Source organism: Microbacterium sp. I2 (genome assembly GCF_051364985.1).
Taxonomy (GTDB): Bacteria; Actinomycetota; Actinomycetes; order Actinomycetales; family Microbacteriaceae; genus Microbacterium.
In genome coordinates this window covers 100,400-119,722 of sequence record NZ_JBLWIH010000002.1, presented here as the reverse complement: position 1 = coordinate 119,722, position 19,323 = coordinate 100,400, and the positions used below count along the sequence as shown (strand labels likewise).

The 19,323-nt window shown below is 71.7% G+C and carries 15 protein-coding genes; 8 read left to right on the top strand and 7 right to left on the bottom strand.

Annotated features, from left to right (window positions below; translation table 11 throughout):
* Positions 1-198: 198 nt before the first annotated feature.
* The gene (locus ACLKM7_RS04115) at positions 199-486 is read left to right on the top strand and encodes a DUF1905 domain-containing protein (protein WP_436445883.1); all 288 of its coding nucleotides are present in this window, start codon (positions 199-201) and stop codon (positions 484-486) included.
* A 90-nt stretch (positions 487-576) separates the two neighbouring features.
* Here ACLKM7_RS04115 and ACLKM7_RS04110 read toward each other — a convergent pair whose 3' ends face one another.
* The 3 genes from ACLKM7_RS04110 to ACLKM7_RS04100 all read right to left on the bottom strand — a co-directional run bounded on the left by ACLKM7_RS04110 (position 577) and on the right by ACLKM7_RS04100 (position 2,208).
* On the bottom strand, positions 577-810 hold the full coding sequence (locus ACLKM7_RS04110) for a hypothetical protein (RefSeq protein ID WP_436445882.1): 234 nt from the start codon (positions 808-810) through the stop codon (positions 577-579).
* A gap of 102 nt (positions 811-912) precedes the next feature.
* Entirely contained in the window at positions 913-1,644 is a 732-nt protein-coding gene (locus ACLKM7_RS04105) for an alpha/beta fold hydrolase (protein WP_436445881.1), read from the bottom strand.
* Positions 1,645-1,647: 3 nt separating this feature from the next.
* The gene (locus ACLKM7_RS04100) at positions 1,648-2,208 is read right to left on the bottom strand and encodes a hypothetical protein (RefSeq protein ID WP_436445880.1); all 561 of its coding nucleotides are present in this window, start codon (positions 2,206-2,208) and stop codon (positions 1,648-1,650) included.
* Between the two features lie 152 nt (positions 2,209-2,360).
* Here ACLKM7_RS04100 and ACLKM7_RS04095 point away from each other — a divergent pair, with 152 nt between their 5' ends.
* Together ACLKM7_RS04095 and ACLKM7_RS04090 are read left to right on the top strand one after the other, a co-directional pair.
* Positions 2,361-3,509, top strand: coding sequence for an exonuclease SbcCD subunit D (locus tag ACLKM7_RS04095; protein WP_436445879.1), 1,149 nt, complete (start codon positions 2,361-2,363; stop codon positions 3,507-3,509).
* On the top strand, positions 3,506-6,532 hold the full coding sequence (locus tag ACLKM7_RS04090; RefSeq protein ID WP_436445878.1) for an AAA family ATPase: 3,027 nt from the start codon (positions 3,506-3,508) through the stop codon (positions 6,530-6,532). The genes ACLKM7_RS04095 and ACLKM7_RS04090 overlap by 4 nt, the downstream gene beginning before the upstream one ends.
* Positions 6,533-6,647: 115 nt before the next feature.
* Here ACLKM7_RS04090 and ACLKM7_RS04085 read toward each other — a convergent pair whose 3' ends face one another.
* Positions 6,648-7,205, bottom strand: coding sequence for a phosphorylase family protein (locus ACLKM7_RS04085; protein WP_436445877.1), 558 nt, complete (start codon positions 7,203-7,205; stop codon positions 6,648-6,650).
* 103 nt (positions 7,206-7,308) lie between these two features.
* Between ACLKM7_RS04085 and ACLKM7_RS04080 the strand changes: the two genes are divergently transcribed.
* Positions 7,309-8,874: an MFS transporter gene (locus ACLKM7_RS04080; protein ID WP_436445876.1), complete on the top strand. Its 1,566-nt coding sequence runs from the start codon at positions 7,309-7,311 to the stop codon at positions 8,872-8,874.
* Between the two features lie 78 nt (positions 8,875-8,952).
* Here ACLKM7_RS04080 and ACLKM7_RS04075 read toward each other — a convergent pair whose 3' ends face one another.
* Positions 8,953-10,437: a lipase maturation factor family protein gene (locus ACLKM7_RS04075; RefSeq protein WP_436445875.1), complete on the bottom strand. Its 1,485-nt coding sequence runs from the start codon at positions 10,435-10,437 to the stop codon at positions 8,953-8,955.
* Positions 10,438-10,583: 146 nt separating this feature from the next.
* Here ACLKM7_RS04075 and ACLKM7_RS04070 point away from each other — a divergent pair, with 146 nt between their 5' ends.
* Positions 10,584-11,162: a hypothetical protein gene (locus ACLKM7_RS04070; RefSeq protein ID WP_436445874.1), complete on the top strand. Its 579-nt coding sequence runs from the start codon at positions 10,584-10,586 to the stop codon at positions 11,160-11,162.
* Between the two features lie 311 nt (positions 11,163-11,473).
* On the opposite strand, the gene ACLKM7_RS04065 is transcribed toward ACLKM7_RS04070, so the two are convergent.
* Complete coding sequence (locus ACLKM7_RS04065) at positions 11,474-13,534, bottom strand: NAD(+) synthase (protein WP_436445873.1); 2,061 nt, start codon at positions 13,532-13,534, stop codon at positions 11,474-11,476.
* Positions 13,535-13,810: 276 nt separating this feature from the next.
* Between ACLKM7_RS04065 and ACLKM7_RS04060 the strand changes: the two genes are divergently transcribed.
* Positions 13,811-17,497 carry a TM0106 family RecB-like putative nuclease gene (locus ACLKM7_RS04060; RefSeq protein WP_436445872.1) on the top strand — a complete coding sequence of 1,229 codons (3,687 nt, stop codon included), beginning with the start codon at positions 13,811-13,813 and terminating at the stop codon, positions 17,495-17,497.
* A 60-nt stretch (positions 17,498-17,557) separates the two neighbouring features.
* Positions 17,558-17,878, top strand: coding sequence for a DUF3467 domain-containing protein (locus tag ACLKM7_RS04055; protein WP_436445871.1), 321 nt, complete (start codon positions 17,558-17,560; stop codon positions 17,876-17,878).
* A 186-nt stretch (positions 17,879-18,064) separates the two neighbouring features.
* Here the strand turns inward: ACLKM7_RS04055 and upp are convergent, their stop codons facing one another.
* Complete coding sequence (gene upp / locus ACLKM7_RS04050; RefSeq protein WP_436445870.1) at positions 18,065-18,697, bottom strand: uracil phosphoribosyltransferase; 633 nt, start codon at positions 18,695-18,697, stop codon at positions 18,065-18,067.
* 192 nt (positions 18,698-18,889) lie between these two features.
* Here upp and ACLKM7_RS04045 point away from each other — a divergent pair, with 192 nt between their 5' ends.
* On the top strand, positions 18,890-19,321 hold the full coding sequence (locus ACLKM7_RS04045) for a nucleoside deaminase (protein ID WP_436445898.1): 432 nt from the start codon (positions 18,890-18,892) through the stop codon (positions 19,319-19,321).
* The last annotated feature ends 2 nt before the right edge of the window (positions 19,322-19,323 follow it).

Here is a 19,323-nt window from a genome sequence, read left to right as displayed (position 1 = left end):
CGCAGATGCTTGCGCCCAGACCTCGGCTGTGCTTACAGCGGCGACGGTCAGCGGCTGCCAGGCAGCGTGCCGGTTCCGACCTGGCGGCCGACACCGAACGAGGAGCAGGACGCGATGTCGATCGCGAACGAGGTCGTTCGTCATCATTGGGGACGGCGCACCGCGCCGCCCACGGTCCGCGTCCTGAAGGGAACCGCCATGAACGACACTGCTCAGCCGCTCGACATCCGCTTCACCGCCGTCCTCGGCAAGGTCCGGGAGGGCGACACCTGGACCTGCGTGCAGCTTCCGGGATCCGCCGAGATCTTCGGCACCCGCGGGCTGGTGAAGGTCGCCGGCACCGTGGACGGGTATCCCTTCGAGGGATCGTTCATGGCCCTCGGCGACGGCACCCACAAGCTTCCCGTCAGCGGCGTGGTGCGCACCGCGATCGGCAAATCCGACGGCGATACCGTCGAGGTCCACTTGACGCGACGCCGGTCATGACGGGCCGGCGTGGACCATCTTCGCGGGCCGCGGGCGACACCGCTGAATCGACCGCGCCCAGCCCCGGACTCGCGGGCGGGGCTTCGGTCCTCAGGCGGTCGCGCAGACGGTGGTGCAGGCCTCGGCGCGGTGGGCCCCGATCGGCCTCGGCCACGCCGCCCGCTTGACGCGGGGCACGGCGGCGACCGGCGGTGACGTGACCGGTGCCGGAGCGGTCTCGGCCGTGCGATGCTCGCGGATCGAAGCGAGCAGGGCGTTCTCACGATCACGGGTCCAGGTGTCGTGACGGTACTGGTGTTCGGCGGCGGTGACGAGCGAGAGCATGATTCCTCCGTGGTTTCCGACAGTGGAAACCTACGCGGGGGTTCCGACATTGCCGGCGGGGCGATGGTTGGCAGGAATCGGATGCCGGACGGCAGGGCGCCGTCACCCGTCGTGGACGAACCGGAGGATCTCGCGCGCCGAGGCCGCGGCATCCCGGATCATCGTCTCGTGGCCGTGATCGGGCACCTCGACCAGCCGGCCGTCGGGCAGCGCCGCCACGACGCTGCGGCACCACTCGGGTGGTGCCACGATGTCGTCCTCGCCGCGCAGCACGAGTGCTGGAGCAGCCACCCGGGGGAGCGTGCGCTCGATGCGATGGACGAGCATCGCGCGCAGCTTGGCACGCATGCGTGGCCCCGCACGCAGGTATTCGCGCGCGCCGACGGCGATCACGCGGGGACTCTCGACGGCGATGTCGCGCAGCAGGCGCCACAGCTGCTGTGGCGCGGTCCGGGCGGAAGGATCGACCGTCGGACCGATCAGCACGACGCGGTCGACCACCTCGGGGTGGCGTGCGGCGATCTCGACCACGACCTGCGCGCCCATCGAGTGCCCGATCAGCACGGCCGGCCTGCCGACGCGACGGCGGAGGAACTGCGCCACCAGATCGGCGCTTCGCTCCATGGTGAGCACGCGCGGCGGCTCGGGCGCCTCGCCGTAGCCGGGAAGGTCCAGCGCGATCACCTCGCCGTCGTCGAGGTGATCGGCGAGCTCGGCGAACACGCTCCGGCCCATTCCGATGCCGTGCACCAGCACGAAGACAGGGTCGCCGGCGCCGCGCCGCTCCGCGATCAGCGTCGCGCCGGCGTGCTCGAAGGCCTCGACCGCCGCCACGGATCAGGCCGCGCCAGGCTGGTCGTGCAGACCGACGCGGTCGGGGATGTCGAACTGCACGCGGGGCAGCCAGGCTTCAGGATCCGGCCACGGACGAGACGCCGGCAGCGCGCGCAGCCGCGCACGCAGTGCGGACCCGGATGCCTCGACCGGCAGCACGCGCGACGGCGCGTGGTGGGCGAGGGCTCCGAGCCACCAGTGCCGCCACGTGCCCTCGATCGCCTCGGGACCGGCCACGACATAGTAATCGGGCATCACGGCCTCGCCCGAAGAGAACAGCGCCAGGAGTGCCTCGACCTCGGCCTCGAGTGAGCCGAGCGTCGCGCGCTCCTCGTACAGCTCGACCCAGGCCGCCGCCACATGCTCCAGAGGGTCGGCGTCGTGCACGACATAGGGGAGCGCCACCGACGTCACCAGGTGCGCGGCGACGGCCGGCTCGGCCTCGCGCAGCGACAATGCGACCAGTGCCGGCACATCGGCCAGGCCCGTGAGCAGGTCGTCGCTGTCGGCCCCGACGAGCGCCACAACCGTGGACCGAGGGGCGGAATCTGCGTTGTGCGCCATATTCCACGATACGTCGGGGAGCGCCCCGCGGGGGCGACACACCGCCGGGCATGCGGGCATTCGCGGCGGGCCGCGGCATCCGGTTCCGCTTCGTTCCCGCACGCGCGGCCTGCCTCGACCGCGATGTCGCAGGGCGAACGTACGGTGTCAGCATGCGGATCCTGCACACCTCGGACTGGCACATCGGGAGGTCCTTCCACGGGCACTCGACGCTCGATGCGCTCCGCGGCGTGCTCGAGACGCTGGTGGCACAGGTCCGGGAGCACGCGGTCGACGTCGTGCTCGTCGCCGGGGACGTTTTCGACTCGGCCACTCCTGCCGCGGGCGCGTACACCCTGCTGTCGGATGTCCTCCGTGGGCTGGCGGATGCCGGTGCCGTCGTCGTCGTCACCAGCGGCAACCACGACTCCGCCGCGCGCCTGGGCTTCCAATCATCGCTCTTGCGCGCCGGGGTTCACGTGATCACCGATCCCACCGCAGTCGGAACGCCCGTGATCGTCGAGGACGAGCACGGCCCGGTCAGCATCTACGGCATCCCGTACCTCGAGCCGGTGCTGCTGCGCGCGCAGTGGCCGGGTGTGCGGTCGCACGCGGACGTACTCGCGCACGCGATGGGCCTCGTGCGCGCCGACCACGCCGAGCGCGGCGGCCGCGCCGTGGCGATGGCGCACTGCTTCGCCGCGGGCGTCGAGCCCACGCCGCAGCTGGAGCGCGACATCCAGCAGGGCGGTCTCGACGTCGTGCCGCTGTCGGTCTTCGACGGCGTGGACTACATGGCGCTCGGGCACATCCATGGTCAGCAGCAGCTGAGCCCGCGCGTGCGCTATTCGGGCGCGCCACTGCACTACAGCTTCGGCGAACGCTTCAAGCCACGCGGTTCGTGGCTGATCGACCTCGACGCCGACGGTCTGCAGGACGCGCGCTGGCTCGAACTCCCGGTTCCGCGGAGGCTGACCACGCTCACCGGTCCGCTCGACGAGATCCTGACCGACGAACGCCATGCCGCGCACGAGTCGGACTGGATCAACGTCGAGTACACCGACCCGCTGCCGCAGCGGGACCCCATGCGCCGCCTGCTGGCCCGCTTCCCGTACTGCGCGGCCGTGGCGCACACGCCGGTCGTGGTGCGCACCGACGACGCGCGCACATACGTCGAGCGCGTGCGGGCGACGCGCAACGAGGCGGAACTCGTCGACGCGTTCCTCGCCCACGTGCGCGAGGGCGAGGGTGCGAGCGAACGTGAAGCGCGCCTCATCGCCGAGGTCGTCGAGCAGCGTGCGCACGCAGAGGTGACGGCGTGAAGCTCCACCACCTGGAGCTCACCGGATTCGGGCCGTTCCGCGAGCGCCAGGTCGTCGACTTCGACGCGTTCGATCGGGACGGCATCTTCCTCATCGCCGGGCGTACCGGCGCCGGCAAGTCCAGCATCCTGGACGGCGTGTGCTTCGCGCTGTACGGAACGGTGCCGCGCTACGAATCCGGCGAGAAGAGGCTGCGCAGCGACCACTGCGAGCCCGAAGACCCCACCCAGGTGCGGCTGGAGTTCACGGTGGGCGAGCGGCGATGGCGCATCATCCGAGCTCCCGAGTACCAGCGCCCCGCACGGCGCGGCGGCAGGCTCACGACGGAGCCGACCCGGGCCGAGCTGGAAGAGCTCGTCGGCGAGACGTGGATCGGCCGTGCCGCGAGGCCACGCGAGGTCGGGCTGCTGCTCGACGAGGTGCTGGGCCTGAACGCCCAGCAGTTCCAGCAGGTCATCCTGCTGGCGCAGAACAAGTTCTCGCGGTTCCTGCTCGCATCGGGCTCGGAGCGACAAGCACTGTTGCGGGCCCTGTTCGGCAGTCGGCGCTACGAGGAGTACGCCCGCGAGCTGGGCGAGCGCAGCAAGGCGGCGCAGCGCGAGCTCGACGCGCGGGCGGAGCGGGCGCGCACGCTTCTGGACCAAGCCGAGCGGCTCATCGCGGCGAACGATCTCGGCGGCGCCGAGGCGGCCGGCGATCTGACGGCACGTCGCTCCGCGGTGGTGCTCGGGACGGAGCGCGCCGCATACCGGCTCGATACGCTCACGCACGCGCGCGAACAGGCCGACACGGCGCGGGCAGCAGCCGACGCAGACCATCGCGCGGTCGTCGCGGTGGCCAAGGCGCAGTCCGAACTGCGCCAGGCCCGCGAACGGCTTGCTGCGCTCGAAGCCGCCTCGCCGCGCATCGCCGACGACCGCGCCGACCTCGAGCGCGCCCGCGCCGCCGAGGCGCTGCGTGCCACGCTCGACGCCGTCCGTCGCACGGCAGCCGCAGCCGCCACGGCGACGGCAGCCGCCGTGGTGGCCGAGCAGACATGGGATGCCGCCGCCGTCGCCGCAGGGATCGACCGCGCCGACGACCTCGATGCGGTGATCGAACGATTCACCGGCGAACTCGCGATGTGGGCCTCCGCCGCCGCGCAGGAGGCAGAACTGGCCGCGGGCGAGCAAGAACTGCGTGCCGGCGCCGAGCGCGTGAGAGCCATGGAGGCCGACCTCGCGGCGATGGACTCGCAGCGCGTCCTCGTGCCGGGCGAGCTGGAGCGGCTCGACCACGAGCTGGCCGCCGCCCGCCAGGACGCGGCACACGTCGACCCTGCGCGTACGCGACGCGACGAGCTGGCAGCACGCTTGGACGCGGCCCGCGAGGCGGAGAAGCTCGCGCACGAACTCCGGATCGCCGAGGTCGCGCACCGCGACGCGGCGACCGGGTCTGCCGCCGCAGGCTCCGCCGTGGCGAGTCTGCTGCAGCGTCGCCTCGACGGTTACGCGGGCGAGCTCGCCGCGACGCTCGTGGACGGCGAGCCCTGCGCGGTCTGCGGGTCGACCGCCCACCCGCATCCGGCCCCGATCTCGGACGATCCCGTCACCGACGACGATCTCGCCGCTGCCGAGGCCGAACGCGAGACCGCGGCGGCTCGCGAGCGCAGCGCGTCCGACGCGGCGCGCGCCGCACGCGAACGCCACGCCGTCGCCGCAGCGCGGGCCGGGGGTGAGGCGCCGGCAGTGCTCGAGGAGCAGCTGGAGGCAGCCATCGTGCTCGTGGCCGCGGCCGAGAGCGCGGCCGGTCGGCGCACCGCGCTGGAGGCCGAGCGTGCCGCGCTGGTGGCGCTCGACGCCGAAGCCGAGACTGCACGGGCTTCCCTCGCAGACGAGCTGACGCAGGCTCGCACGCACCTAGCCGCGCTGTCGGCGAGCGTCGCCGCCGTCCGGGCCGTCGTCGCGGAGGCCCGCGGTGAATACGGCTCCGTCGCCGAGCGTGTCGCTGCCGTCACCCGTGTCCGCGATGCGGCGCGCGCGTTCAGTCGCGCGCAGGCGACCGCACGCCAGGCCGAGAAAGTCCACGCGGACGCCCGCGCCGACGCCGAAGCGCTGGTCGCGGCATCCGTCTTCACCGACGCCGACGATGCCGCCGCGGCGATGCGCGAGCCGGGCACGGTCACCGCCCTGTCCACCCGGATCGCGGAGCACGACGCGCAACTCACCGCAACGCGCAGCCGCTTGCTCGAGCTCGAACTCGAGCTCGCGGGCACGCCCGACCAGCCGGTCGACCTCGCGGCTTCGCAGGCCGCGCTGGACGCGACCGACGCGGCCCGCACCGCTGCGCTGGCGGCCGAGAGCGAGGCGCGCAGCCTCGGCGCCGCACTGCGCGACCTCGTGCAGCAGCTCGACGAGGCGTACGCGGGTGTCGCCGAGCGGGCCGCGGATGCCGCCGCGATCACTCGACTGGCCGACACCGTGGCCGGACGGGCACCCAACTCGATGAAGATGGACCTCGAGACGTTCGTGCTCGCCGCCGAGCTCGAAGACATCGTGGCGGCCGCCAACCTGCGGCTCGGCGACATGTCGTCGGGACGCTACCGGCTGCAGCACAGCGACGCCCGCGCGGCGCGCGGAGCGGCGTCGGGCCTCGGACTCGAGATCGTCGACGCCTTCACTGGTCAGGCACGGCCCGCCCAGTCGCTCTCGGGTGGCGAGACGTTCCTCGCCTCGCTCGCCCTCGCGCTGGGCCTCGCCGAGGTCGTGACCGCGCGCGCCGGCGGCGTGCGGCTGGACACGCTATTCATCGATGAGGGATTCGGATCGCTCGACGAGGAGACGCTCGAGCTCGCGATGCGCACGCTCGACGAGCTGCGCCAGGGCGGACGCACGGTCGGGGTGATCAGCCACGTCGCGGCGATGAAGGAGCAGCTGCCGGCGCAGCTGATCGTCCAGGCGAGCCCGCACGGTCCGAGTGTGATCGTCCAGGACGGTGTGACGCAGAACGCCGCTGCCGCGAACGGCTCGCTCGCCGGGGTGTGAACGCCCGGCGTTTCGACGTTCCACGACCGCGGCTGCGGCATCCGTCGTCGCCGTGATCGTGTTCCTCGTGCTGCGGTCGGTCTTGCGACGGGCGGACTGACGCCGCGCGGGGCGCTCAGACGCCGTAGTCGGCGCGGACCCGGTCCCACAGCTGATGGCTGCAGGCCGTCACGGTGGCATGCCAGTCGGTGATCGCGCCGTCCTGTGCGCGATCCGACACCGCTTTGAGCACGCGGATCGGGACGCCGAAGCGCTGCGCGACCCACACGTACGCGTACGTCTCCATGTCGATCAGTCCCGCACCGAGCGGCCGGATCAGCGCCACGGCCTCGGCGTCGTCCACGAAATGGTCGCCCGTCGCGATCGTGACGCCCTCGCGGCCCAGCTCGAGCAGCGCCGGCAGTGACACGTGCTGGCCGACGATGCCGTCGATGTCGGTCACATCGTGCTGAAGTGTCGCATCCACTTCGTACACCGTGGCGTCCAGGCGCGGGTCGATCGCGCCGGCCGTGCCCACCACGACCACCTCGTCGTACGACCCCGCGTCCAGCGCCCGCGTCAGGGCGTAGGTGGCCTGCAGCTTGCCCGGTCCCGTCACGAGCCGGTCGAATCCGGGAAGCTCCCCAGGGAAGGCGGCCAGCTCGGATTCCAGCGCGGCGACGAGAAGTCTCATGCCTCCATTCTCGCCGGTGCACCGGCGGCGCCCGACGATCCGGGCTCCCGTGCACCGGGATCCGGCGCTGATCGGGTCTGATGCCCGCGCTAGCCTGGGCTCGATGCCCACTCCAGAGCCGACGCCGGAAACCACCGAGGGCGCACTCGCGGAGCGCCCGCTCGCGGCACACGCTGCTGCGCATGCCGCGCCGCACACCGCCGCGATCCCGCTTACGTCGGGCGCACGCTGGCGTGCGTTCTGGGTGTGCGTGTCGGTCGCGGCGATCACGATCCTGGACATGACCAAGGTCAACGTCGCGCTGCCCTCGATCGGCGACGTGCTCGACGCCGGCTCCACCGAGCTGCAGCTGATCGTGTCGGGCTTCGTGCTCACGTTCGGCCTGGTTCTCGTGCCCATGGGCCGCCTGGGTGATCAGCGCTCCCGCCGGACGCTGTTCGTCGTCGGCCTGTCGCTGTATACCCTCACCAGCGTGGCGTGCGCGCTGGCGCCCTCGGCGGAGTTCCTGCTCGTCGCACGCCTCCTGCAGGGCGTGGCTGCCGGCATCCAGATGCCGCAGGTCCTCGGCATGGCGCAGGAGCTGTTCCAGGGAAAGGAGCGCGGCCGTGCCTTCGGCCTGTTCGGCGCGACGATCGGCGTGGCGACGGCGTTCGGCCCCACCCTCGGCGGGCTGCTGATCGCCGTCGGCGGCCCGACCGACGGCTGGCGTCTGATCTTCTGGATGAACGTGCCGCTGTGCCTCGCGGCGATCGGCCTCGCGCTGTGGCTGCTCCCCGACACGCGCACGCGGTCGCGGCGTCCGGTGCAGCTGGACCCCATCGGCGTCCTGCTCTTCGGCGCGAGCATCGTGTCGCTCATGTGGCCGTTCCTGTTCACCACCGGTGCCCCGACCGACAACCCCGCGCGATGGTGGCTGCTGGTCGCATTCGCGCTGTTCGTCTCGGCGTTCGTCGCGTGGGAACGCCGGTACGCCGCGCGGGGCGGCAGTCCGCTCGTTCCGCTCAAGCTGTTCCGCGTCACCTCGTATCGCAACGGCACACTGCTGCAGACGGCGTACTTCACGGCGATGCCCGCGCTGTTCCTCGTCTCGACGCTGTACCTGCAGCTCGGTCTCGGACTCGAGCCGGTGTATGCGGGGATGACGTCGATCGGGTTCGCGCTGGCCAGCGCCGTGACCTCGTGGATCGGGGGCAACCTGGTCTCGGAGTACGGCCGCATCATCGTGGTGTGGGGCCTGGCCTGCATGCTGGCGTGCGTGGGGGGCCTCGTGCTCACGACCATGTTCGGGGATCCCGCGTGGGTACCCTACGTGTTCGCCGGGATCATGACGCTCGGCGGCGCCGGCGGCGGTCTGGTGATCGCGCCGAACCAGACGCTCACGCTCGCCGACGTGCCCGTCAAGCAGGGCGGCCTTGCCGGCTCGGTCGGCCAGCTGGGCCAGCGGATCGGGGCGGCCGTCGGCACCGCGGTCGGGCTGTCGCTCTTCTACGCGACGATCTACCGGGAGTCGGGCTCGCGCGACGACCTCGTCGTCTACCACGACGCCTTCGCGTTCGGGATGCTGTCGGTCGGGCTGTTCCTCGCGCTCGCGTTCGTCGTGGCCATCGTCGACCTCACGTCCCGGCGCAAGCAGCGCACCGACGCCGCCGGCGACGCCCCCGTCCTCTGATCTCGGGCGCGGTCGCGGTTCGCGGGTCGCTCCCGGCGGCGTTCTCGCGGAAGCTGCCCCCGAACCGGAGCCGGCCGGTCAGCGGCGCAACGAGACCGGGCCCATGACCGGGCGGCGGCGGTCGCGCACCCACCGGGTGCCGGTGTCGCGGAACTCCGCGCGCGTGGTGAAGCGGTAGCGGTACGACACCGCGCGCACCCATCGGGGTCGCTCGCCTTCGAACGGATCGCGCGCCAGCAGTCGCAGCGTCGGAGCATCCGCCTGGAGCAGCTTCACCAGGAACGCTGTGAACCAGTCCTCGAGGGAACGTCCGAGCGGCAGGAACCACATCAGCCAGTCCAGCCGCAGATGGTAGGGCGCGTACTGCCGCGGGATCCGGCGCAGATCGCCGGGCTTGCCCTTGAATCCGTACTCGCGCCAGGTGGCGGCATCCGGAATCTCGTCCATCGTGCCCTCGACGACGATCTCGATGCGCTCCTTCGTGACCGTTCCGAACGCCCCGTAGGCGTTGGCGAGCTGCCACCGGTTGAAGCTCGCGTTCATGAGCTGCCGTCGTGCGAACAGGTTGCGCAGCGGCGCCCAGCTGAGCACGACGAACAGCAGGCCGACCGCGGCGGTCACGACGGCCCAGTACAGCGGCATCCCGTCGACGATCCACGGCGGGTCGCTCGCGGCGGGTCGCGGTTCGGCGCCGATTCCCGGCACACCGATGGCCGAGAACGCCAGCACGATGGTCATCCAGTTCAGCCACGCGAAGTTGCCGGTGAGGACGAGCCACACCTGGGTGGCGATGACGATCGCCGCCGCCACGGCACCGATGATCGCCGGCACGGGGCCGGGGACGAACAGTCCGAGGAGCGGCGCGAACAGGAACCACGGCACGATCAGCTGCGCGAAGTGGTTGCCGAGCACCTCGCCCTTGTGAAACCAGCGGGGGAGCAGATGCGCCTGCCGGCTGAGCGGCCCGGGCATCGGCTGGGTCTCGTGGTGATACGTCAGCGCGGTGAGATCGCGCCACTCGCGCCCGCCGCGGATCTTGATCATGCCTGCGCCGAACTCCAGCCGGAACACCAGCCACCAGAACAGCACGATCACGACCGTCGAGGGTGGCTGCTCGTTCGACCCGAGGAACGCCGCGAGGAACCCGGACTCGAGCAGCAGCATCTCCCATCCGAAGCCGTAGAAGGTCTGGCCGATGCTCGTGATCGACATGTAGCCGAGCCACAGCGCGAGGAAGCACAGCATCGGCACCCAGGGCGGGCCGAGTTGCGGGATGCCCGCGACGAGGGCAGCGGCGACCACGATGCCCGCGATGCACATGGCTACGAGGCGGCGGTCGGTGTAGCGCACGCGCAGAAAGAGCGTGGGACGCAGCATCCGGCGCCGCTGAGGCGACGAGCGCGCCCACGCGAGAAGCTCCGGCGCGGGAAGCAGGCCGTGCTCGCCCAGGAGCGGGCGGAACTGATTCAGCGAGGACGCGAACGCGACCGCGAACAGCGCCGCGATACCCCGCTGGAGCACCTGCCGCGCGAACTCGAAGTCGACCGCCGCGAAGCCGTCCATCGGCTCATCCTGGCATCCACGTGCCGTGGTCGCGCAGGGGTTGACGCACGCCGCGGCAGCCGCCCGGCCCCCGCGTGGCCATCTTCCGTCGCCGCCGTGGGTTCGACAGGATGGGAGGGCGGGGGTTCCGCGGGAAGAGGTGGACCATGCAATCGGTGCTTCTCGACACGCCGGACGGTGTCACGGCGCGACTCGGATGGGATCCCAAGCTCGCCGAGCACGACCGCAAGCGACTCCTCGCGAAAGAGATCGTCGCCGGGCTCATGCGCGTCGAGCCGAAGGATGTGCGGGTGGAGCGTGAGGCGCCGGGCGGCTTCGGGTTCCACACGCAGCTGATCGCGGAGGTCGGAGGCCAGGAGCTTCCGGTGAAGATCCGCAACGCCAACTTCCGCGCGGCGAGCGTCGTCGCCGTTTGCGACCCCGCGGTGCCGATCGGCCTCGACCTGCGCGACGCGCACCCCGACGACGCGGAGCTGCGCACCATGAAGCGGCACTCGCACCTGTTCGAGGAGGACGACCTCTCGAAGCTCCTCGCGCACTGGACGCGCGTGCAGGCCGTGCGTGACGCGGACGGCCGCGGGGCGCGCGTCGCCGCCGACCACGTGCGCCTCGACAGTCCGCGCACCAAGGGCTGGATCCCGGATCGGCGCGTGCAGTACCACCTCGCCGACCTGTCGCGCGACGGCTGGATCATCACGCTCGCCTTCGGCGCCGTGCCCGCCTGAGCCGTCGGCGGGCGCTTCGGCCGTCGCCCGGCCCGGTATCGGGGGTGCATGCAGGCCGGTGAGTGCCTGCTTTGCGCCTGGCCGCCGCCGCGAGATCAGGTGATTTCACCGAGGTAGGAGGAATCTCGCCAGAACGTCCTCCGCTCGCGAAATCACCTGATCTCGGGGCGCGCATCGGCGGGAGACGGATGGAAAGGACGAGCGGATGCCGGACCCGGCCTGGGTTCGCCAGAGCACCTGTCCTCGGCAAGGGGCTGAGGGAGTGGGCGGGAACGGACGAGCGGATGCGTCGAGCCGAGGCATCCGTCGGGTCAGTCCTCGACGAGCTCCGGCAGCGCGGCCTTGAGCTCGTCGATCCACGCCCGCGCGTTGCCGTCCGAGGGGGCGCGCCAGTCGCCCCGCGGCGAGAGCGACCCCGCGGGTGAGACCTTCGGGCCGTTCGGGATGGCCGAGCGCTTGAACTGCGCGAAGGCGAAGTAGCGCTGCAGGAAGACCTGCAGCCACTTCACCACCGTCGGCAGGTCGTAGGCGTAGCGGTCCTCATCAGGGAAGCCGGGCGGCCAGGCCCCGGCATCCGGATCCGCCCACGCGTGCGCGGCGAGGTAGGCGATCTTGGACGGCCGGAACCCGAAGCGCAGCACGTGGTACAGCGCGAAGTCGTGCAGAGCGTACGGGCCGATGCGGTCCTCGGTGGACTGCATCTTGCCGTCCTGCCCGGCGGGCACGAGCTCGGGCGAGATCTCGGTGTCGAGCACCGACTGCAGCACCGCGGCCTCGGCGTCATCCACGCCCTCGCCGTGCGCGATGACCCACCGGATGACGTGCTGGATCAGCGTCTTGGGCACGCCGGCGTTGACGGCGTAGTGGCTCATGTGGTCGCCGACACCGTAGGTCGCCCACCCGAGCGCGAGCTCGGACAGGTCGGACGTGCCGATCACCATGCCGCCGTGGTGGTTGGCCAGGCGGAACAGGAAGTCGGTGCGCACGCCCGCCTGCACGTTCTCGAAGGTGACGTCGTGCACCGGCTCGCCCTCGGCGAACGGGTGTCGGATGCCCTCCAGGATCTCGGTCGCGGCCGGGCGGATGTCGATCGTCTCGATCGACGCGCCGACGGACTCGGCCAGGGCGATCGCGTTGGATTTGGTGTGGTCGCTGGTCGCGAACCCGGGCATCGTGTACGCGAGGATGTCGCTGCGCGGGCGGCCCATGCGGTCCATGGCGCGCGCGACCACGAGTAGCGCGTGCGTGGAGTCCAGCCCGCCGCTGAGGCCGATCACAGGCTTGGGGTCGCCGATCGCGCGCATCCGCTGTACGAGGCCGGACACCTGGATGTTGAACGCTTCGTAGCAGTCCAGCGCGAGGCGCTCGGGGTCGTCGGGCACGAACGGGAAGCGGTCGAGGCTGCGGCGCAGGCCGATGTCGGTCGCCGGCGGGTCGAGCTGGAAATGCACCGTGCGGAAGGTGGCATCCGCCTCGTGCGTCCTGCGGTTGTCGTCGAACGTGCCCTGGCGCAGGCGGTCTTGACGCAGCCGGTCGAGGTCGACGTCGGCGACGGAACGGCGAGGACCGTCGGGGAACCGCTCGGTCTCGGCGAGCAGATTGCCGCCCTCGTAGATCATCGTCTGGCCGTCCCACGACACGTCGTTGGTCGACTCGCCGGTGCCCGCCGCAGCGTACGCGTAGGCCGCGAGGCAGCGCAGCGACTGCGACTGGCACAGATCCTTGCGATCCTCGGCGCGGGCGATCGTGATGGGGCTGCCGCTCAGGTTCAGCAGCACGCTCGCGCCGGCCAGCGCGGCCCGCGACGACGGCGGGATCGGCACCCACACGTCCTCGCACACTTCGGCGTGCACGATGAGGCCGGGGACGTCGAGCGCCTCGAAGATCAGGTCGGGGCCGAACGGCGCTTCGAGCTCGCCGACCCGGATGTCGTGGTCGCCGCGATCGTCGCCGGGCGCGTACCAGCGCCGCTCGTAGAACTCGCGATAGGTCGGCAGGTACGACTTGGGTGCGACGCCGAGCAGCTCGCCGCGGTGGATCACGACGGCGCAGTTGTAGAGCCGGTTGCGATGGCGCAGGGGTGCACCGACGACGAGCACCGGGAAGAGATCGACGGATGCCTCGACCAGCCGCTCGATCGCGGTCGCGGTCGCGTCGAGCACGGCATCCTGCATCACGAGGTCCTCGATCGCGTACCCGGTCAGGCACAGCTCGGGGAAGACGGCGACGGCGACGGCCTCGGCGTCGCACTCGCGTGCGGCGGCGAGCACGGCGTCGGCGTTGGCGGCCGGATCGGCGATCGCGACGGGGATCGTGCACGCGGCGACCCGCGCGAACCCGTGCCGGTAGGCGCTCTCGAACGGCAGGTTCATGCGCACCAGTCTGGCAGGTGCCCGCCTCCCGGTGTCCTTCCGCCGACCTGCGTCCGCCGGCCTGCGTCCGCCCGGCATCGTTCGCCGGATGTCGAGGCGTCGCGAATGGCCGCATGCGGCAAGCGCAAGCGACCCGTTGCGACGGCTCGGGCCGCGCGGGACCGGGGGCCGCGCGGGACGGGGCCGCGCGGACCGTGGGCCGGAGGCCGCGCGTGGGGCGGGGGAGAGAGGGGGAGTGTCGGCGGGCGCGGTTAGGGTCGTAGCGAAGGGCAGGGCATGCGATACATCGAAGACGAAGGCCGGATCGTCTGGAGCGCGAGCGACCTCAAGGCCGCGGCGGAGTGCGAGTTCGCGTGGCTGCGGGCGATCGACGCGCGGCTGGGCAGGGTCCCCGCCGTCGAAGAGCCCGAGGACCTCACGCTCGAGCGGGCGGGCCGGCTCGGCACGGTGCACGAGCGGCGGGTGCTCGCTGATTACGTCGCCCGGTACGGCGAGGGTGTCGTCGAGATCCCGGAAGTGCGGTCGTCGGATGCCGTGGCGCTGGCCGACGCGGTGGCACGCACGAACGCGGCGCTGGCATCGGACGCCGAGGTGATCTACCAGGCCGCTTTCGCGACGAGCGACTTCGTCGGGTTCGCGGACTTCCTGGTGCGCGAGCCGTCGGACGGCGCGCAGACCGGCCCCCGGCCGTGGATCGTGCAGGACACGAAGCTTGCACGTCGTGCGCGCGTGACGGCGCTCATGCAGCTGGCGGCATACGTCGATCAGCTCGACCGGCTCAGTGTCCAGCGGTCCGACCGCGTAGAACTGCTGCTCGGCGACGGCAGCGTGAGCGTGCACGAGGTCGACGACCTGCTGCCCGTCTTCCGCCTGCGCCGTGAGCGGCTGGCCGCCCTCATCGGCGACCGCCGTCTCGAGCTCGGCGCCGCGGGCGAGCCGATCGCATGGGGCGACGAACGGGGTGAGCTGGGCGTGATCGCGTGCGGACGCTGCGCGACGTGCGACGCCGAGGTCGTGGCATCCCGCGATCTTCTGCTCGTGGCCGGTATGCGGCCCGTTCAGCGGGACCGGCTGCGTGGGGCAGGCGTGACGACCATCGACCGGCTGGCGACCGTCGAGGCGGCGCCTGCCGGGCTGAATCCCGACGTCTTGGCGTCCCTGCGGACGCAGGCACGACTGCAGCTCGAGAGCCCTGCCGGCACGCCGCCGCTCTTCCCACCGAAGCCGTTCGCCGGCACCGAGACCACGGGCGCGCACGACGACGGTGGTGCTCCCGCCGTGATCGTCGCGGAAGCCGCCGCCGCCTCGGCCGGTCGTGTCGCCCATGCCGTCGCGACGGTCGTCGAACTTCCGGCGGCAACGGCGACGGACGCGCCCCCGATGCCGGTCTTCGAGGTCGTCGCGCCGCAGGCGCTCGGCGCCCTCCCACGGCCCGACCATGGCGACCTGTTCTTCGACTTCGAGGGTGATCCGCTGCACTCCGAGCCTCCGGCACCGGGGGAGCCCACGCAGTGGGGCATCGACTATCTGTTCGGCTGGGTCGACTCGCGCGAGCAGTACACCGCCCTCTGGGCGCACAGCTTCGACGACGAGAAGCGCGCGCTCGAGACGTTCCTCGACATCGTCGCACTGCGACGCCAGCAGTTCCCCGGCATGCACATCTACCACTACGCGCCGTACGAGCCGACCCACCTGCTCGCAATGGCTGCGCGCCACGGCGTGCGCGAGGCCGACGTCGACCGGCTGCTGCGCGACGGTGTCTTCGTCGACCTGTACCCGATCGTCCGGCGCGCGCTGCGAGTGGGATCGCGGTCGTACTCGATCAAGAAGCTCGAGCCCCTGTACATGGGCGACGAGGTGCGCACCAGCGACGTGCAGAAGGGTGACGACTCGATCGTGCGCTACGTCGAGGCGCGCGCGCTGGCCGACGACGGCGACGAGGCCACGGCGCGCGAGATCCTCGACGATCTCGCGGACTACAACCGCTACGACTGCGTGTCGACGCGGCGCCTGCGCGACTGGCTGGTCGACCGCGCACGCGAAGCGCAGCTTCGGCCCTCTCCCGATCCCGAACCCGACGAGCGGGCGTACGAGCCGTCGCCACGCGCGACCATGCTCGAGGGCCTCGCGCACCAGCATCCGGACGACTCCGTCGCGGCGCGCACCCTGCACCTCGGTGCCGCCGCGATCGACTACTACCCGCGTGAGTCGAAGTCGTTCTGGGCCACGCACTTCCTGCGGCTGCGCGAGCCGGTGTCGCTGTGGGACGAGACGCGTGACGTCGTCACCATCGACCCGGCGCGCAGCCGCGTGACCGAGGACTGGCACTTCGCCGAGAGCGGGCGGGGCGGAGAGCGTCGCATCATCGAGCTGCGTGGCGAGCTCGCGCCCGGCACGCGCCTGAGCGAAGGCACGAACCCCTTCGCCCTGTACGAGCTGCCCGCCCCCTACCCGTTCGAGGCGTCGCCGCGGTGGATCCACTCCTACCGCTCGGTCAAGGTCCTCGAGGTGCTCGATGACGGCGCCGTGATCGAAGAGACCGCGGTCGACGGGAACACGTGGGGCCAACTGCCGCTCGCCTTGACGCCGCCCGCGCCGCCCGGCGCCGGCAACCAGCAGGCGGCGATCGACGCGTGGGCGGATGCCGTCATCGACGCCCACCCCCGGCTCCCGGAGGATCCGGCGACCGACATCCTGTGCCGTCGCCCCCCGCGCACGCTCACGGGCGCGCTGCCGGCGGTCGGCGGCGATGTCGTGGACGCGATCGCCCGGGCCGTGCGCGACCTCGATCGCAGCTACCTGGCCGTGCAGGGGCCGCCCGGGACGGGAAAGACCTACGTCGGCTCGCACGTCATCGCGCGGCTCGTTCGCGACCACGGCTACAAGGTCGGCGTCGTCGCCCAGGGGCACGCGACGATCGAGCAGCTGCTCGATCGCGTGATCGCGGCCGGGGTGCCCGCCGCGCAGGTCGGCAAGGCGCCGAAGGATCCCGGCGCCGACCACACCTTCACGGTGCTGCCGAAGAACGGGATCGCCGCGTTCACGTCCGAGCACGAGGCCGAGGGCTATGTGATCGGCGGCACCGCATGGGACTTCAGCCACGAGGGGCGCGTGCCCCGCGGCAGTCTCGACCTGCTCGTGGTCGACGAAGCCGGTCAGTTCTCGCTGGCCTCGACGATCGCGGTGTCGCTCGCTGCTCCGCGCCTGCTGCTGCTGGGCGACCCGCAGCAACTGCCGCAGGTGAGCCAGGGCACCCATCCCGCACCGGTGGACACCTCTGCGCTCGGCTGGGTGATGGACGGCGCCGACGTCATCCCGCAGGAGTACGGATACTTCCTGGCGCAGACCTGGCGCATGCGTCCCGAAGTCGCGGCACCCGTCTCGGCACTGTCGTATCGCGGTGAGCTCGAAGCCCACCCGTCCACCGCCCTTCGCCGGATAGAGGGCGTCGCTCCGGGCCTCATCCCGGTCGCGCTGCGCCACCACGGCAACGCGACCCAGTCGCTCGAAGAGGCCGCCGAGGTGGCGCGACTGGTCGCCGACCTCGTCGGCCGCGAATGGACAGACGCGCACGTCGACGAGGGCGGAATCTCGTCGACGCTGCCCGCGCGGCCGTTGGAGGCACGCGACATCATCGTGGTCACGCCCTACAACGCGCAGCAGGTCGCCGTCGAGGCGGCGCTCGCCGCGGCCGGGTTCGCCGAGGTGCCGGTGGGCACCGTCGACAAGTTCCAGGGCAAGGAGGCCGCCGTCGCGATCGTGTCGCTGGCCGCGTCGAGCGGGCGCGATGCGCCGCGCGGGCTCGAGTTCCTCCTGCTGCGCAACCGGCTGAACGTCGCCATCTCGCGAGCGATGCACACGGCGTACGTCGTGTACTCGCCGGGGCTGCTCGACGACCTTCCCTACACGCCCGAGGGCGTCGCCCGCTTGAGTGGGTTCGCGCGCCTCGTCGGCCGCGGCTGACCCCCGCGTAGACTCGCGCTCGACCTCGCCGTACCCGCGACCGATCCGTCAGGAGGCACCATGGCCGACGACGCCCCCCGCCAGTTCGAGATCGACCTGCCGCCCGAGCTGATCGGCGGCGCGTATGCGGACTTCGCGAACGTCTGGCATACGCCCACCGTGTTCGTCATGGACTTCCTGACGCTCGCGCAGCCGCCCCGGGAGCAGGTCGACGCCGACACCGGGCAGCGGCACACGATCGTTCCGGCTCGCGTGGTCAGCCGCATCCGGATTCCACCCGAGCAGGTCTTCGAACTCGCGAAAGCCCTCACCCAGCAGCTGGAGTTCTGGGAGCAGGAGACGGGCAGGCGTTCGTCGCAGGAGCCTCCGCTCGGCGATTGAGCCGATCCGGCGGTGCACCGCGCCGACCCCTAGACAACTGCCCTGGTCGTGTCAACCCCGTTGGGTGGCCGATATCGCGCGCGTAGCCTGACGAAGCGTCGAGGGGCGTGGGTGCGGCATCCGTTCGGCGAGGGGCGGATGTCGCGCCCGCGCTCCTCGTTCGCATGGGGCGCGCGCGAGCCTTCTTCAGACGGTGCCGTAGAGCCGGTCGCCGGCGTCGCCCAGTCCGGGAACGATGTAGCCCTTCTCGTTCAGGCGCTCGTCCATCGCGCCCAGCACGAGCGTCACATCGCGGCCGTCGACCTGCTTCTCGATCGCCGCGACCCCCTCGGGGGCGCCGAGCAGGCAGATCGCGGTGACGTCCTGCGCGCCGCGCGCGAAGAGGAACTCGATCGCGGCGCCGAGGGAGCCGCCCGTGGCCAGCATCGGGTCGAGCACGAAGCACTGCCGGTCGCTGAGATCGTCGGGAAGACGCTCGGCGTACGTCGAGGGCTCGAGCGTCTCTTCGTTGCGCACCATGCCGAGGAATCCGACTTCGGCGGTGGGGATGAGCTTGACCATGCCCTCGAGCATTCCGAGCCCGGCACGCAGGATCGGCACGACGAGGGGGCGGGGCTCGCTGATCCTGACACCCATCGTCGTGGTGACCGGCGTCTGGATCTCGATCGGCGAGACGCGCACGTTGCGCGTCGCCTCGTAGGCGAGCAGGGTCACCAGCTCTTCGGTCAGCTGCCGGAAGACCGGCGACGATGTGCGCTGGTCCCGCAGCACCGTGAGCTTGTGGGTGATGAGCGGGTGGTCGGCGACGTGCAGGCGCATAGGCCAAGGGTAGTGCGTGCCGTCCGGTTCCTCCGCGTCGTCCCTGCCCGCCCTGCGGCGCCTGGGGGCACCGTTCACTTGCCATGGATGTACGCGCAGTCGCAGCCGGCGCATACAAACAGGGCAAGTGAACGAGGGAGGTGGAGGCAATACGCTCGAGGGGTGCACGCCGACCCCGCCGATCTCGCCGCGATGGACCGGGCGCTCGCGCTGGCCGCCGCCGCGGGGGAGTCGGGCGACGTGCCGGTCGGTGCGGTGGTGACGGATGCCGCGGGCCGCGCCATCGGCGAAGGCCGCAACCTGCGTGAGGCCACGCATGACCCGACCGCCCACGCCGAGGTCGTGGCCCTGCGCGCCGCCGCGGAGGCGACCGGGTCGTGGAACCTGGAAGGCTGCACGCTCGTGGTGACCCTCGAACCCTGCCTCATGTGCGCGGGCGCGGTGCTGCAGTCCCGCGTCTCGCGGCTCGTGTTCGGCGCGTGGGACGACAAGGCCGGCGCGGCCGGCTCGATGTACGACGTCGTGCGCGATCGGCGTCTGCCCCACCGTGCCGAGGTGGTCGCCGGCGTGCGCGAGGCCGAGGCATCCGCTCTCCTGCGCGCCTTCTTCGACGACCGTCGCTGACG

Coding starts and splice junctions, on each gene's coding strand:
- ACLKM7_RS04115 (WP_436445883.1), top strand. CDS start 199: ATGAACGACACTGCTCAGCCGCTCGACATCCGCTTCACCGCCGTCCTC.
- ACLKM7_RS04110 (WP_436445882.1), bottom strand. CDS start 810: ATGCTCTCGCTCGTCACCGCCGCCGAACACCAGTACCGTCACGACACC.
- ACLKM7_RS04100 (WP_436445880.1), bottom strand. CDS start 2,208: ATGGCGCACAACGCAGATTCCGCCCCTCGGTCCACGGTTGTGGCGCTC.
- ACLKM7_RS04095 (WP_436445879.1), top strand. CDS start 2,361: ATGCGGATCCTGCACACCTCGGACTGGCACATCGGGAGGTCCTTCCAC.
- ACLKM7_RS04085 (WP_436445877.1), bottom strand. CDS start 7,205: ATGAGACTTCTCGTCGCCGCGCTGGAATCCGAGCTGGCCGCCTTCCCT.
- ACLKM7_RS04080 (WP_436445876.1), top strand. CDS start 7,309: ATGCCCACTCCAGAGCCGACGCCGGAAACCACCGAGGGCGCACTCGCG.
- ACLKM7_RS04075 (WP_436445875.1), bottom strand. CDS start 10,437: ATGGACGGCTTCGCGGCGGTCGACTTCGAGTTCGCGCGGCAGGTGCTC.
- ACLKM7_RS04070 (WP_436445874.1), top strand. CDS start 10,584: ATGCAATCGGTGCTTCTCGACACGCCGGACGGTGTCACGGCGCGACTC.
- ACLKM7_RS04065 (WP_436445873.1), bottom strand. CDS start 13,534: ATGAACCTGCCGTTCGAGAGCGCCTACCGGCACGGGTTCGCGCGGGTC.
- ACLKM7_RS04060 (WP_436445872.1), top strand. CDS start 13,811: ATGCGATACATCGAAGACGAAGGCCGGATCGTCTGGAGCGCGAGCGAC.
- ACLKM7_RS04055 (WP_436445871.1), top strand. CDS start 17,558: ATGGCCGACGACGCCCCCCGCCAGTTCGAGATCGACCTGCCGCCCGAG.
- upp (WP_436445870.1), bottom strand. CDS start 18,697: ATGCGCCTGCACGTCGCCGACCACCCGCTCATCACCCACAAGCTCACG.
- ACLKM7_RS04045 (WP_436445898.1), top strand. CDS start 18,890: ATGGACCGGGCGCTCGCGCTGGCCGCCGCCGCGGGGGAGTCGGGCGAC.